The following is a 12,977-nucleotide window of genomic DNA, read 5'->3' as shown; positions in this document are numbered from 1 at the left end:
GTGTAAAATTCGAGCGTCTTGTCAACCCCAAGCTTCCCGAGGTTTTGATGTCCACCTACATAGCGGATTTGCTGGCCACCTATCGCGGCAAAAACTTCGAACTGCACGAGAATTACCTGAATACCCAAATGGTGCGGGTGCTCAAGGCCATCGGCTATGATCGCATCTACACAAAAGCCAGAGGTCCGTACCTTTATGACGACCAAAACAACGAATATCTGGATCTCCTGAGTGGCTTCGGCGTCTTCGCCCTAGGCCGCAACCATCCCACTGTCATTCAAGCCCTGCAGGACGTGCTCCAAAGCGAACTGCCTGACATGGTGCAGATGGACGTTTCCGTGCTGAGCGGTCTCCTCGCGGAACAAATGCTGAAACGCTGCCCTGACAATCTCAGCAAGATGTTCTTTTGCAACTCGGGCGCCGAAGCCGTTGAAGCGGCGATCAAATTCAGCCGCTATACCACCAAGCGCGAAAAGATCGTCTACTGTGAACATGGTTTCCACGGCCTGACTATGGGCGCTTTGTCGCTGAACGGCGAAAAGATTTTCCGCGAAGGATTCGGTCCTTTGCTGCCGGAATGCATCGCCGTCCCGTTCAATGACATCGAGGCTTTGGACAAAGCCTTGCGCAACAAGGATGTCGCGGCGTTCATCGTCGAACCGATTCAGGGGAAGGGCGTCAACCTGCCGAGCGACGATTACCTGCCGGAAGCGGCTCGCTTGTGCGCCAAATACGGAACATTGTTCGTCGCCGACGAAATTCAGACCGGCCTCGGCCGTACCGGCAAGTTCTGGGCGATCGAACACTGGGGCGTAAAACCCGACATGATTTTGACGGCCAAGGCTTTGTCCGGAGGGTTCGTCCCGGTCGGTGCAGTAGCGATGACCAAAACCATCATGGACGCCGTCTTCAACCGCATGGACCGTGCCGTGGTACACGGCTCGACGTTCTCCAAGAACAATATGGCGATGGCGGCTGGTCTAGCCACGCTCAAGGTCATCGAAGACGAAAAGCTGGTCGAGAAAGCCGCCCGCCATGGAGAAGAACTTCTGACTGGGATGCAGAAGCTGGTCGACAAATACGAGTTGTTCCAGGAAGCTCGCGGCAAGGGCTTGATGATCGCTCTCGAATTCGGCTCGCCCAAGAGTTTCTCCCTGAAGGCCGCATGGAACCTCCTGGAAACCGCCAATAAAGGACTGTTCAGCCAGATGATCACGATTCCGCTGTTCAAGAACCACCGCATCCTGAGCCAAGTTGCTGGGCACGGCATGAACGTGGTGAAGTTTCTTCCGCCGCTGGTCATCACTGAAAAGGACACGCAGTGGATACTCGCCGCTCTCGACGAAGTCATTGCCGACTGCCACAAGGTTCCGGGAGCCATCTGGGACCTCGGAAAGAACTTGACCAGCCATGCGCTGAAATCCAAGGCGGGCTAATTTCCACTTCCACAACCGGTACGCATCATGCACCACCCCATCGTATCCCGCAGAACGAAATTCGTCGCTTTGCTGTTTTCCGTCTGCATGCTTCTGGCTTACGGCGAACGGCTTTCGGCGCACGCCGTCGTCACCGAGTCCTCCCTGACGAAAAATCCGATCCGGCCGAATCACGCTACGACCGTCGTGCTCTTTTTCAATTCCAACGTGGAATTGCCCTTGTCACGGGTTTTTCTAGTCACCAAGGGCGATATCTACCATCCGGTCGAGATAGCGAAAGGCAAGAAGCCGGGCGAGGTCCACATTAAAGTACCCGCTCTCGATCCAGGGGAGTACGCCTTGAAATACAAGGTGTTCGCAGCGGACGGACACTTTACCGAGAACGTCATTCGTTTCCACGTTTCCGAGCCGCGGTGATCCCTATGTACATGCAAGGTTTGGCCAACTTTATCGACGATTTTCTCGGTGGACTGATTCTGATCAGCTACGCGTTGGTCGTGGGAAGTCTACTCTGGAGTGCCTTCATTCTGCGGGTGTGGTCTCCCGGTTTCGCCGCCCATGAATCCATGGTCCGACGAGCCGTCACCTTGCTGCGCGCCGGCGCTATTGCGCTTGCCATCACCCAAGGGCTCAAACTGGTCATCAAGGCGGTGATACTGGCATCGGTTCTGGGCGAATTCCCGGTCGACGCTTACATCGGCACCGTTCAGTTCCAGGCTGGACTGATACGCTTCCTGCTCTCCTTGGGTCTGATTTTTGTCGCCAGGCAACTGCAACAGACACCGGACAAGGCGTCTTCCTGGAACCTCACTGCAATTTTGATCGTTCCCTTGGTGATTGCCGGCGCCTGGCTGGTACACGGCGTGGGCCGCTTCGAGAACCGGGAGCCGCTCATGATTCTAACCGTGCTGCACCAATTTGCGGCCGCCGTGTGGTTCGGAGGCGTCGCACAACTCTTATGGCTCTGGTACATGAGCCGGCAATCTCCTGAAGCGAAAGCGTTTTGGCCCGTCGCCATCACCCGTTTCGCCCTGCTTGGCGTAAGTTCCGTGGTCCTTCTCCTACTGACCGGGCTTCCGCTGGCGTGGACTTACGTCGGCAGCTGGGACGGCCTTCTCGGTACCGGTTACGGCAGCCTGGTTTTCACGAAGATCCTTCTACTCATGGTCGCGCTCGGCTTCGCTTATCTGAACAACCGGGCCGGTCGGCTGTGGCTCCAGCAGCGCCAAACCGAAGGACTCGACAACAAGGTCCCGCATTATATCGAGGCCGAAACCTTCATTCTGGTCGGCATACTGTTCATCGCCGCCACCTTGTCCTCCCAACCGCCTTCCGTCGACATCAAGGAACTGACCGCCTCCGTTTCCGAAGTCGCGGAAATGTTCGCCCCTCGCATGCCCCGGCTCACGTCGCCTACGCACGAACAGCTGCTGGCCGGAGAGCCCGGGCGCGTGGCAGTGGTCGACAAGGTTCCGTCACCCGCTGCCACGGAATGGTCGGATTATAATCACAATGTATCGGGCATCTTCCTGACCGTGATGGCTCTGGTTGCGATGCTTTCCTACAGCAAGCGCTTCGAATGGGCTCGCTACTGGCCTCTCGGTTTCGTAGGACTGAGCATTTTCCTATTCTTCCGAAGCGACGCCGAAACCTGGCCCTTGGGCCCGATCGGCTTTTGGGAGAGCACCTTCGGCAACGGCGAAGTGTTCCAGCACCGTATCGCCACTCTTCTGGCGTTCGCGTTGGGCGTGCTCGAAATACGGGCGCGCACTAACCCAAAGGCTCGGCAACTACGTTATTTGTTTCCGATATTGTGCGCATTCGGTGGCATTTTGTTGCTCACCCACGCCCATGCGGAGTTCGAGCTGAAGAGCGAATACCTCATTCAATCGACGCATACGGCCATGGGACTTTTATCCGTCATCGTGGCCAGCGGACGCTGGCTGGAACTGCGTTTGGCGGAAACCGACGAGCGTTATACAGTCGGCGGTGTCTTGGAAGGAAAAATCGCCGGCTTCATCGGTATTGTGGCGATGTTCCTGATCGGCTTGATACTGATGGTTTATCGCGAGCCGCTATTCTAGAGTCGATTCGAAAAACCAGACATTACACACAAAAAAATGCCCGTCGAATGACGGGCATTTTTTATTCCGGATTCTTACGAGCGAGGGCATTCACCCCGAGCCTTCCGACAAACCTATCCTGGACCTAGCGAAGAATCCCCAGACCTGATTGAGAGGAATAGTTCCCGCCCTTGGCAGACCGGGCCGCATGAAAACGCCGATCAAGACGTTTTCATGCGGTCTTCGACGAACTTAGCCAGACGTGGAATTGTTGCTCGAATAATCGGCGATTTTCTGAGAAAGCTTGTTTAGGAGACTGTCAAAGCCTTCGCGGTCGATAACGCTGGTATATTGCGCCTTCTTGAGAGCCAAATCGCTGATACCGTCGACAACGATATTGATGATGTGCCATTGCCCGCCGAATTGATTCACGACGTATTCAAACTTGATGGGCTTTTCATTCGGTGCGACGAGATAATAGCGTAACAACACACGGTCGCTCTTTACTTCTTGAGCGGAGTCGTACTTGAATTCTTCCCCTGAGTGGCTGTTGAACTGGGCGGCATAGGTGGCGATGCTCAGGTCGGTCAACTTCTCGATGAAAGCGGTTTTCTGCTGCCTGTCGAGCTTTTTCCAATGGTTCCCGAGAGCGATTTGGGAAACAGCCTCGAACTCGAACACCTGCTTGACCACCGGTTCGAGCTTTTTATAGCGTCCCTGATAACCCAATTTCTTGGCGTCCTTCATCACATCGATCAAGGTGTTGTTGAGTAAGTCCACCGTTTGTTTCGCATCCGCCACGGCATCCCCTGCGACGGACAAGGTGGACGCTGCGATCAGGAATAATCCCAGGAGAAATTGAAGAAACATTGTTTTTCCCATGAGTCCGAATCGAAATTCGTCGCGACTATATCATAAAAGTCCCGACGAAACGCTACGCTCAGTTGCTATCCCGCTACGATTTTGCGCGCAAACAACAAATAATTCCAGGAGTGTTTGCCGACCGCTTGAATGGAAACTAACACGCGAAGAATCATGGCATCCCTCCTCCTCTCGCTCACTGTATTGGTGAAGTCACGTTCGACCACCATATCCAGGATGATCTTCCGATTGAGCTTTTTCTATTCGATTCGGACCTGCCGGAATCGTTCTTTTCCACGAAATCGGATTTATCAATCCTGGCGTTCTGCATAAAGGTGCGCCAGCAGGTTGGCCTCGGACAGAGAGAGTCCCAACTGGGAAACCAGTTCCTGGGGCGCGACGCCGCCTTTGAGCTTTTCGATTGCGGTCCTGTACGATTGATAGCTGGTATCTTGCTGGGAAAGAGACGCCAGCTTCTCCTCGTATTCCCTAAGCCTTCGTTCCTGATTCAACATGCGCTGATCGACCTGTACGGCGGCAGACGACAACCCGATCAAGTCATTTTGCTGCTGAGCGACTTTCGCGACCAGGGCCGCATGAGCGCGCTTAAGGCTCAGGTACGCCCGGGCCAGCATGAGTGTTGCTGCCAGCAAGGCAACCAGCAATCCGGCCAGAATGAAATAGGGAAGGTGCCAGTCCATCAGGCGTAGCTATCGATGTGAGGCGGCGAGTCTGCGTCGTTCTCCGGCCGCTTTTCATTCTTGCCCTGCAAATCGGGTTCCCGCCGTTTTTCTCGATCTTGGTCTCGCGTAACCCTTTTTGTAGCCGGTAAAGGCTGCACGTGCTCCACGGGGTGAATATCGACCATGGTCTTTCTTATCGCTGCTTTTCGAAAAGCGACCTTCGAGCGCACCGGTCAAAGCTGACCGAGCGCTTTGTCTTCGTCGCTCAGTAACTGATTCAGGTCGACCAGAATCAATAGCCGCCCGCCGTGGCTCGTCACGCCCTGTATGTATCTCGCGCTTTCCTCATTACCGATATTGGGAGCCGATTCGATCTCGGAAGCCCTGAGTTCCACCACCTCCGCGACGCTATCGACCAGAATCCCAATCACCTGATCCGCCGCCTCGATGATGACGATTCTCGAGGCGTCGTCCGGCTCCTGAGGAGTAAGCCCGAAACGCTTTCGGGTGTCGATGACCGTGACCACATTTCCGCGCAAATTGATAATACCCACGACATATTCCGGGGCTCCGGGGACCGGCGCGATCTCGGTGACGCGCAACACCTCCTGCACCTGCATCACATTGATGCCGTAGGTCTCGTCACCCAAGCGGAATGTTACCCATTGGTTCACCGGATCGCTGCGTTTTTTTGCCAGCGCTTCGCTCATATCGTCCTCTTGCTTCTAGCGTCATCATCAAGGAAACCGTGATTAAGCCGTTCGACAGACCGGTTGAACACTCGCCTGAGCCGAGTCGAAAGGCAAAAATCGAACCCGCCCATTATTCAGAGCCATGTAAAGCCATAGTATTCGTATCCGAGCATCGACCTACCGGAATCAGATTGCTCGGGTCCACCAGCACACACAAGCGGTCTTTGATGGTACCAACCGCCCATGCCCGCCGCTTTTGGTTGGCGCGCCAGCTGACATCGCTTTCGTGCAACCGGACCAAACCAACGATGTCGCCGCAGACCAAGCCCCACCTTCCGTCATTGAGGAGCAGGACATGGCGACGATCACCATCCACTGGCGCAGAACGCTTGCCGCTGATGAGAAGACCGGCATCCGCCAGTTGGATCAATTCGCCCTGAAACCTGGCGATTCCCTGGAACCATGCGGGTTTTCCCGGTAGGACGGTGACCACCGTCTTATCATCGAGTCGTTCGATTCGCCTCACTTCGGCCAAAGGTGCGGCAAGCACCATCCGCCCAATCCGAAAGCAAACGACCTGGAATTCTGGTCGTCCCCAGTCCGGCACTCTCGCGGGCTCGGTCGAGGTCTCCTCAGGTATTGTCGAGGCGCGGGGTTCCTCGGGTTCTGCCGCCACTCCCTCCGCTTGCCCGAAAGTCTGGTTCAGTAAACCCCTCAGATAAAAGAGGACAACCTGCTCCTGCCAGCCGGTTTTCGTTTGTCGAGGACGGCCGGCTTTCATGCTGTCGCAAACGCCGACTCGGCCGAACGCGATCGATCCTGCGACAACCGGTGGTCGAGCAATTCGGTGTAAGCCATGGCCGCTCGGGACCGGGGCATGAAATGGGAGAGCGGGATTCCGGCGTCGCTCGCTTCCCGTACCTGAGTATCGACTGGAATAACTGCGTCCCAGACCCGATCTCCATAACGTTCGCGCATGATCCTCAGTGTCTGTACCGATACCCGGGTGCGCCGGTCGAACAAGGTAGGGACAATGGTGTAGTTCAGCGGCGCCTTTCGAGATTTGCCGATCATATCCAGAGTGTGGAGCATGCGTTCCAAGCCCTTGAGCCCGAGAAACTCGGACAACACCGGTATGAACAAATGCTCACACGCGGCAAGCGCGTTCACCATCAAAACGCCGAGCATGGGCGGGCTGTCGATCACCACAAAATCGTATTGTGCACGAACCGCGGCCAGGCTATTGGCGATCACCAGTCCCATGCCGCCAGCACCGCCTTGACGCTCGACGGTTGCGATCGCGGTGGACGCGGGCAATACCCACAACCCCTCGAACCCGGTTGAAACGATGTAAGGCTCTGGAAGCGGCTTTTTCCGAGCCATCGCGTCCTGAAACAGGTTGTAGACGCTGAAATCGATCCGGTCCGGGTTCATCCTGAAATAGCTGGTCAACGAACCGTGAGGGTCGAGATCGATCAATAGCGTACGGTATCCCCGAGACGCAAGAATTCCACCGAAGGTCACGACCGTCGTGGTCTTGCCGACACCGCCTTTCTGGTTGGATACGGCCCAGATCTTCATGGCTTGGCAACCTCCGTCGAAACGATAGGGGATGTTCCGGACACAGGCTTTTGGGGAGCGTCGAGGTCGGATACCTGATCTGCGGATGAAAGCTTGTAACGTGCCGCCGCATGGGACATCAGAACGATCACCACTCGCCGGTTTTGGTAACGTCCTTCATCCGTCCCATTGTCAGCAACCGGATGATACTCACCGTACCCGATTGCGGCCATCCGGCGCGGATCGATGCCGTTTCGCATCAACTGATGAACCACCACGGCAGCCCGGGCGGAAGACAAGGCCCAGTTGGAAGGATACTGGGATGTATTGATCGGCACACTATCGGTATGGCCTTCGACATGAATGGTGTTGTCGACTTCGCGCAAGATTTCAGACAGCCGGTCAAGAATGGGCAGCGATTCCTTCGAAAGATCCGCTTTGCCGCTGGCGAAAAACAGGCCGCTTTTCATCTCGACTTCTACCCATAGCTCATGGCGCTTGACAACAACCAAGTCGTCGTCGATGAACGGTGACAGCGCTGCCTCGATCTGATCCGCGAGATGTTCCAGCCGTGCGTATTCCGTCTCGAGATCCTCGGTTGCCGCGTCAACCTTACTTTCGAAGGACTTCGAGTCTTCTTGCGTCACCGGCTCGCCCAAGAGATCCTGCCCCTTCTTCAAATGGCCAATCTGGATCGGCTCTAAGGTCGCGGCAAGGTCATGATCTTTCCGAGGTTCCTTGAAGACCTCGGACAGCGATTCCGACAACACCCGGTACTTGCCTTCGTTGACCGAAGAAATCGCGTACATGACGACAAAAAACGCGAACAAGAGCGTGATGAAATCGGCATAGGACACCAGCCAGCGCTCCAGGTTCACGTGCTCTTCTTCGGAATGCCTGCGTCGCGCCATCGTAACGTCATCCGTCGAGAAAACCGGTCAGCTTCATCTCGATATTTCGCGGATTCTCACCTTCCGCGATGGAGATAATGCCTTCTAGAATCAGTTCGCGCGCTTGGCTGTAGGCCTGCGCACGGGATTTCAGCTTGTTGGCGATGGGAAGCACGACCAGATTGGCGAAACCGACGCCGTAGATCGTCGCCACGAAAGCCGTCGCGATGCCGCTTCCCAGTTTGGCGGGGTCCGACAGATTCTGCATCACGTGAATCAAGCCCATCACCGCACCGATAATGCCGACGGTTGGCGCGTAGCCTCCCATCGCCTCGTATACCTTGGCCGCGACCAAGTCCCGCTCCTGCCGAGCATAGATTTCCACCTCCAGACTATCCCGGATCATCCCGGGTTCGTTGCCGTCGACCAGCAACTGAAGCCCCTTCTTCGCCAGGGGATCGCTCTCCTCGCCGATGAAGGTTTCAAGGCCGAGCAAACCTTCCCGCCGCGCCAGCGCACTCCAGCCGACGATCTTCTTGATTTGCTCCTTATGGTCTATGGGCGGAGCCACGAATACCCACTTGAGCATTTTCACCGCATAGAAGAACACCGCCGGCGGTGTCTGCAGCATGGTCGCACCCAGCGTGCCGCCGAACACGATCACGATCGCCGGCCCGTTCAGCAGCGAATTTACGTGTCCGCCCTCGAGCCAGTTGCCGCCCAGGACTGCGGCGACGCCGAGAATCAATCCGATGACGCTTAAAGGGTCCATGCCTAAAGGTTCCTCAGCTCGCCCGCCATCTCGTCCAGATCGTAGATGCAATCGGCTAGGTTGGCGTCGACGATTGCTTTTGGCATGCCGTAAACGACGCAGCTCTGCTCGCTTTGAGCCCAGACGACCGCGCCCTTGGCTTTCAATCTTTCTGCTCCGAGCTTCCCGTCCGAACCCATGCCGGTAAGTACGACGGCGAGAACCTTGCCGGGCATGTTTCTGGCTATGGATGTAAAGGTGACGTCGGCACTAGGGCGAAAATGTTCTCCACTTTCGCTCTCACGAACGACGACCGTCTTCCGTGCCCTGTGCTCGCTCAACTCCAGTTGAAAACCGCCCGGCGCTAAAAGCGCGACGCCTGGTCTCAATTCGTCGCCGTTCCGGGCTTCCTTGACTCGAATGCGGCAGAGCTGGTCCAGCCGTTCGGCGAAGCTGCTGGTGAAGTTTCCCGGCATGTGCTGAACCAAGAGGATGGGAACCGACGCGGTCTCCGGAATCGCCGTCAGAATTTTCTGTAGCGCTACCGGCCCTCCGGTAGACGCGGCAATCACTAGCAAACGGAAATCCCGAATCGACGTCTTGGCAGCGCCGGTTCCAGCAGCGGACGACGCGGTAACAGGCTTCGACGTCCGACGCAGCCGCCTCAGCCTTCCCGCATGCTCGGCGAGATCACGAACCCGGCGCCGCAGGATACGCTTGGCCAAATCCTGGTCTCCGCTGATCTCCTGCAATTGCTTGGGCATGAAATCCATGGCTCCGGCTTCGAGAGCGTCCAAGGTGGCCTTGGCTCCGGCCTTGGTGGAGGCGGAAAACATCAGAATCGGCGTGGGCTGTTCCTTCATGATGTGGCGCACGGCGGTAATACCGTCCATAACCGGCATATCCACGTCCATGGTGATGACATCCGGGTTCAGGGCAGCAGCTTTCTGCACCGCCTCGGCGCCATCAGCCGCGCTTCCCACCACCTCCAGATCAGCATCGGCATTGAAGATTTCCGTCAGCCTCCTGCGTATGAAGCCGGAATCGTCCACCACCAAGACTCGAATCGTCATGAAAACCTCGCGGCTGCTCAGCGTTCAATGTAAAGAGGCGTACCGCTTCATCAAGCCCGGCACGTCCAGAATGAGGGCGATCTTGCCATCGCCGGTGATCGTGGCACCGGCCATGCCAGATACATTGCGGAGTTTTGCCCCTAGTGGCTTGATGACGACTTCTTCCTGCCCGACCAGGTGATCGACCACGAAGCCGACATGCCGGCCCCCGACGTTCACGACCACCACATGACCGGAGCTCTCCTTCCGGCTTCTGTCGTGGCGATAGCCCGGAATCAGCCATTCCTTCAGATAGAACAGCGGCAAGGCCCGCTGGCGGACCAGTACGACTAACTGTCCGTCGACTGTGTTGGATTTCTTGAGATCGAGGTCGAGGATTTCGACGACGTTCGCCAGGGGAAGCGCAAACGGTTGATCGTTCAGCTTCACCATCAAGGTCGGCATGATGGCCAAAGTCAACGGCAGCTTGATGGTGATACGACTGCCCTTCCCCTTAACCGAATCGATCGCGACCGAACCGCTCATCTGGGCTATCCGGGTCTTGACCACATCCATACCAACGCCCCGCCCCGAAACATCGGAAATCTCCGACTTGGTAGAAAAACCGGGCATGAAAACGAGGTTGTAACAGTCCTTGTCGTCCAAACGCGCCGCGCTTTCCGCGTCCATCAACCCTTTTTCCACGGCCTTGCGCCGAAGTACCTCTGGATCCATGCCTTTGCCGTCGTCCTCGATGGTCAATTCGATGTGATTGCCCTCTTGCGACGCGGTTAGGACAATCAAGCCCTCACGCGGTTTGCCCGCCGCGGTCCGCTCTTCCGGCGTCTCGATACCGTGGTCGACCGCATTGCGCACTAGGTGCACCAAAGGGTCGGCCAGGGCTTCGACGAGATTCTTGTCGAGATCGGTCTCCTCGCCGCGCAATTCGAGCCGTACCTCTTTGTTGAGGCTTCTGGCCAAATCCCGCACCACGCGCGGAAAACGGCCGAAGACCTTCTTGATGGGCTGCATGCGCGTCTTCATGACCGACAGCTGAAGATCCGAGGTCACCACGTCTAGATTGGCGACAGCCTTCGCGATCTCTTCATCGTTGAGCGCGCTCTTCAAAGTTTTGAAGCGATTTCGGACCAGGACCAGCTCGCCCACCATGTTCATGATCTCGTCGAGACGCTGGGTATCGACGCGCACCGTGGTTTCTACGGCGGGAGCGTGCAGCGCCTTGGTCGGCTCGGCTAGCTTTTTCGGCGTGCCACGCGTGTCCTCAGGCACCGAGGGTATGGCGGGCGAATGGGTGATCGCCTGCTTCGGCACACCACCGTGCCGGCCTTTGCCGTGAAGCTGATCCAGCAAACGCTCGAATTCTTCCTCGGTGATGTGATCGCTTTCGACTGCCGATGTCGGCGCGTCCGGAATCGCGTTGCCGGGTACGCCCGAGTGCTTGTCCTTGCCATGGAGTTCGTCAAGCAAGCGCTCGAACTCTTCTTCCGTAATCTCGTCCTCCGGCTCGGTGTTGGGCGCTTTCGGCAGCGCAGCCTTGGGTACACCGCCATGCCTGCCCTTACCGTGGAGTTCGTCAAGCAAGCGCTCGAATTCCTCCTCGGTAATCTCGTCCGAATCGGGACTCGTCGTTCCGACCTTCGAGCGGGCCAAGGACGGGTCCGACAATGATTGGAAATCCGGCCCTGGCGGATCGTCGGTCGGAGCGGGTTCCAGCATCGCCGCAAGCGCTTGTTCCACAACGCTGCTCGGGGACGGAGCTGCTTTGGCTCCAGTAGATGCCGGCACTTTCCCATTGGCGACGGGATCCGCTTCGCTTTGCGGCTGAGCCAGTGCTTTCAGCTTATTGATCAGGGAGGGATCAGCCGGCTCTGGATCGTGCCCGGAGCGGATATCCCGAAACATGGTGTTGACGACGTCCAAGACTTCCAGAATGACGTCCATCAGTGCCGGGTCGACGCGCCGTTCGCCCTGCCGGAGCGCGTTGAACACGTCCTCGGCTCTGTGACAAACGTCGACCAAGGCCGTGAGGTTGAGAAAACCTGCCCCGCCCTTGATGGTATGAAACCCCCGAAAAATGGCGTTCAATAAGTCGTAATCGTCCGGCGACTGCTCGAGCTCGACCAACTGAGCATTGAGCTTTTCCAGTATTTCTCCGGCTTCGACCAGGAAGTCCTGAACGATTTCGTCGTCAAGATCGATCGCCATGGCGTGGGACCTTCAGAAGCCCAAGCTCGACAGCAAACTGTCCACATCGTCCTGGTTCTGCACGGTGTCCTTGTCCACGCCGGGAACGGCCGGGCCGAGCGTCTGTACTTTGAGATCCTGCGCGCTTTCGTCGGACGGCTTGATGCGCCGCCCCGAAATGCGGATCAGATCGACCAGATTGTGTTCCAGATCTTGAACGAGCCGAATCACGCGCCGAATGATCTGCCCGGTGAGGTCCTGAAATCCCTGCGCCATGAGCACTTCGGTCAGACTCCGCTGAATGGTCTCCAAATGTCCTGCGGAAACATCGAAATACTGCGTGAGGTCCTGGGTGAGCGACTTGAATTCCTCGTACGGCATTTCCCGCTGGCGAAAGCGCCGCCATTGAGCCCCCAACTCGTTGGACCGCTCGCGAAGGCTTTCGGCGAACGGCAGGATGGACTCCACGGCGTTCAACGTCGTGTTCGCAGCCTGCTCGGTCATGGCAATGACGTAGTTGAGGCGCTCCTTGGCGTCGGGGATTTCTTTTTCTGCGAGTTCCGCAATGCGTCCGTCTAAAGCGAAATTCGCGAGCGTGTCGTGAAGCTGGCGGGTCAGCTTGCCGATTTCCCGGAACATGAGAGTTTCCCGGACACGCCCGATGTCATCGAGAATACGGTCGGCCGATTCGTGGTCACCCCTCTCCAGAGCCGCGAGCAGCGCTCGCACCTGTTCGATCCGCACCTCGGCGGACGGTTGAATATCGGTCATTGCCCGCCTCTAG

The 12,977-nt window shown here is 57.0% G+C and carries 13 protein-coding genes; 3 read left to right on the top strand and 10 right to left on the bottom strand.

Annotated features, from left to right (window positions below):
- The first annotated feature begins 47 nt into the window (after positions 1–47).
- The 3 genes from QEN43_RS17140 to QEN43_RS17130 are packed head-to-tail and all read left to right on the top strand — an operon-like array spanning position 48 to position 3,520.
- Positions 48–1,436, top strand: coding sequence for an aspartate aminotransferase family protein (locus QEN43_RS17140; RefSeq protein WP_026609528.1), 1,389 nt, complete (start codon positions 48–50; stop codon positions 1,434–1,436).
- Positions 1,437–1,463: 27 nt separating this feature from the next.
- The gene (locus tag QEN43_RS17135) at positions 1,464–1,853 is read left to right on the top strand and encodes a copper resistance CopC family protein (protein WP_235726529.1); all 390 of its coding nucleotides are present in this window, start codon (positions 1,464–1,466) and stop codon (positions 1,851–1,853) included.
- Positions 1,854–1,858: 5 nt separating this feature from the next.
- Complete coding sequence (locus tag QEN43_RS17130; RefSeq protein ID WP_036267979.1) at positions 1,859–3,520, top strand: copper resistance D family protein; 1,662 nt, start codon at positions 1,859–1,861, stop codon at positions 3,518–3,520.
- 231 nt (positions 3,521–3,751) lie between these two features.
- Here QEN43_RS17130 and QEN43_RS17125 read toward each other — a convergent pair whose 3' ends face one another.
- From QEN43_RS17125 to QEN43_RS17080, 10 genes are all read right to left on the bottom strand, one after another.
- On the bottom strand, positions 3,752–4,369 hold the full coding sequence (locus QEN43_RS17125) for an HpnM family protein (protein WP_026609525.1): 618 nt from the start codon (positions 4,367–4,369) through the stop codon (positions 3,752–3,754).
- Between the two features lie 302 nt (positions 4,370–4,671).
- Positions 4,672–5,061, bottom strand: a complete 390-nt coding sequence (locus QEN43_RS17120; RefSeq protein WP_317963434.1) for a DUF2802 domain-containing protein — start codon at positions 5,059–5,061, stop codon at positions 4,672–4,674.
- 215 nt (positions 5,062–5,276) lie between these two features.
- Positions 5,277–5,753: a chemotaxis protein CheW gene (locus tag QEN43_RS17115; protein WP_026609522.1), complete on the bottom strand. Its 477-nt coding sequence runs from the start codon at positions 5,751–5,753 to the stop codon at positions 5,277–5,279.
- A gap of 112 nt (positions 5,754–5,865) precedes the next feature.
- Positions 5,866–6,516, bottom strand: a complete 651-nt coding sequence (locus QEN43_RS17110; protein ID WP_026609521.1) for a chemotaxis protein CheW — start codon at positions 6,514–6,516, stop codon at positions 5,866–5,868.
- Positions 6,513–7,316, bottom strand: coding sequence for a ParA family protein (locus QEN43_RS17105; protein WP_026609520.1), 804 nt, complete (start codon positions 7,314–7,316; stop codon positions 6,513–6,515). Before QEN43_RS17105 ends, QEN43_RS17110 begins: the two co-directional genes overlap by 4 nt.
- Entirely contained in the window at positions 7,313–8,206 is an 894-nt protein-coding gene (motD, locus tag QEN43_RS17100) for a flagellar motor protein MotD (protein WP_036267977.1), read from the bottom strand. The genes QEN43_RS17105 and motD overlap by 4 nt, the downstream gene beginning before the upstream one ends.
- A gap of 7 nt (positions 8,207–8,213) precedes the next feature.
- Positions 8,214–8,957, bottom strand: coding sequence for a flagellar motor protein (locus QEN43_RS17095; RefSeq protein ID WP_026609519.1), 744 nt, complete (start codon positions 8,955–8,957; stop codon positions 8,214–8,216).
- Positions 8,958–8,959: 2 nt separating this feature from the next.
- Entirely contained in the window at positions 8,960–10,009 is a 1,050-nt protein-coding gene (locus QEN43_RS17090; protein WP_026609518.1) for a protein-glutamate methylesterase/protein-glutamine glutaminase, read from the bottom strand.
- Positions 10,010–10,033: 24 nt separating this feature from the next.
- Positions 10,034–12,214: a chemotaxis protein CheA gene (locus QEN43_RS17085; RefSeq protein ID WP_026609517.1), complete on the bottom strand. Its 2,181-nt coding sequence runs from the start codon at positions 12,212–12,214 to the stop codon at positions 10,034–10,036.
- Positions 12,215–12,226: 12 nt separating this feature from the next.
- On the bottom strand, positions 12,227–12,964 hold the full coding sequence (locus QEN43_RS17080) for a protein phosphatase CheZ (protein WP_026609516.1): 738 nt from the start codon (positions 12,962–12,964) through the stop codon (positions 12,227–12,229).
- Between the last annotated feature and the right edge of the window lie 13 nt (positions 12,965–12,977).

The sequence above is a fragment of the Methylocaldum szegediense genome (assembly GCF_949769195.1).
GTDB lineage: Bacteria > Pseudomonadota > Gammaproteobacteria > Methylococcales > Methylococcaceae > Methylocaldum > Methylocaldum szegediense.
This window is presented reverse-complemented; position numbering and strand designations above follow the sequence as displayed.

What these genes read in the sequence shown, in the direction of transcription:
- QEN43_RS17125 (WP_026609525.1), bottom strand. Translation starts at nt 4,369, where the DNA reads ATGTTTCTTCAATTTCTCCTGGGATTATTCCTGATCGCAGCGTCCACC.
- motD (WP_036267977.1), bottom strand. Translation starts at nt 8,206, where the DNA reads ATGGCGCGACGCAGGCATTCCGAAGAAGAGCACGTGAACCTGGAGCGC.
- QEN43_RS17080 (WP_026609516.1), bottom strand. Translation starts at nt 12,964, where the DNA reads ATGACCGATATTCAACCGTCCGCCGAGGTGCGGATCGAACAGGTGCGA.
- QEN43_RS17085 (WP_026609517.1), bottom strand. Translation starts at nt 12,214, where the DNA reads ATGGCGATCGATCTTGACGACGAAATCGTTCAGGACTTCCTGGTCGAA.
- QEN43_RS17105 (WP_026609520.1), bottom strand. Translation starts at nt 7,316, where the DNA reads ATGAAGATCTGGGCCGTATCCAACCAGAAAGGCGGTGTCGGCAAGACC.
- QEN43_RS17090 (WP_026609518.1), bottom strand. Translation starts at nt 10,009, where the DNA reads ATGACGATTCGAGTCTTGGTGGTGGACGATTCCGGCTTCATACGCAGG.
- QEN43_RS17135 (WP_235726529.1), top strand. Translation starts at nt 1,464, where the DNA reads ATGCACCACCCCATCGTATCCCGCAGAACGAAATTCGTCGCTTTGCTG.
- QEN43_RS17140 (WP_026609528.1), top strand. Translation starts at nt 48, where the DNA reads ATGTCCACCTACATAGCGGATTTGCTGGCCACCTATCGCGGCAAAAAC.
- QEN43_RS17130 (WP_036267979.1), top strand. Translation starts at nt 1,859, where the DNA reads ATGTACATGCAAGGTTTGGCCAACTTTATCGACGATTTTCTCGGTGGA.
- QEN43_RS17120 (WP_317963434.1), bottom strand. Translation starts at nt 5,061, where the DNA reads ATGGACTGGCACCTTCCCTATTTCATTCTGGCCGGATTGCTGGTTGCC.
- QEN43_RS17115 (WP_026609522.1), bottom strand. Translation starts at nt 5,753, where the DNA reads ATGAGCGAAGCGCTGGCAAAAAAACGCAGCGATCCGGTGAACCAATGG.
- QEN43_RS17095 (WP_026609519.1), bottom strand. Translation starts at nt 8,957, where the DNA reads ATGGACCCTTTAAGCGTCATCGGATTGATTCTCGGCGTCGCCGCAGTC.
- QEN43_RS17110 (WP_026609521.1), bottom strand. Translation starts at nt 6,516, where the DNA reads ATGAAAGCCGGCCGTCCTCGACAAACGAAAACCGGCTGGCAGGAGCAG.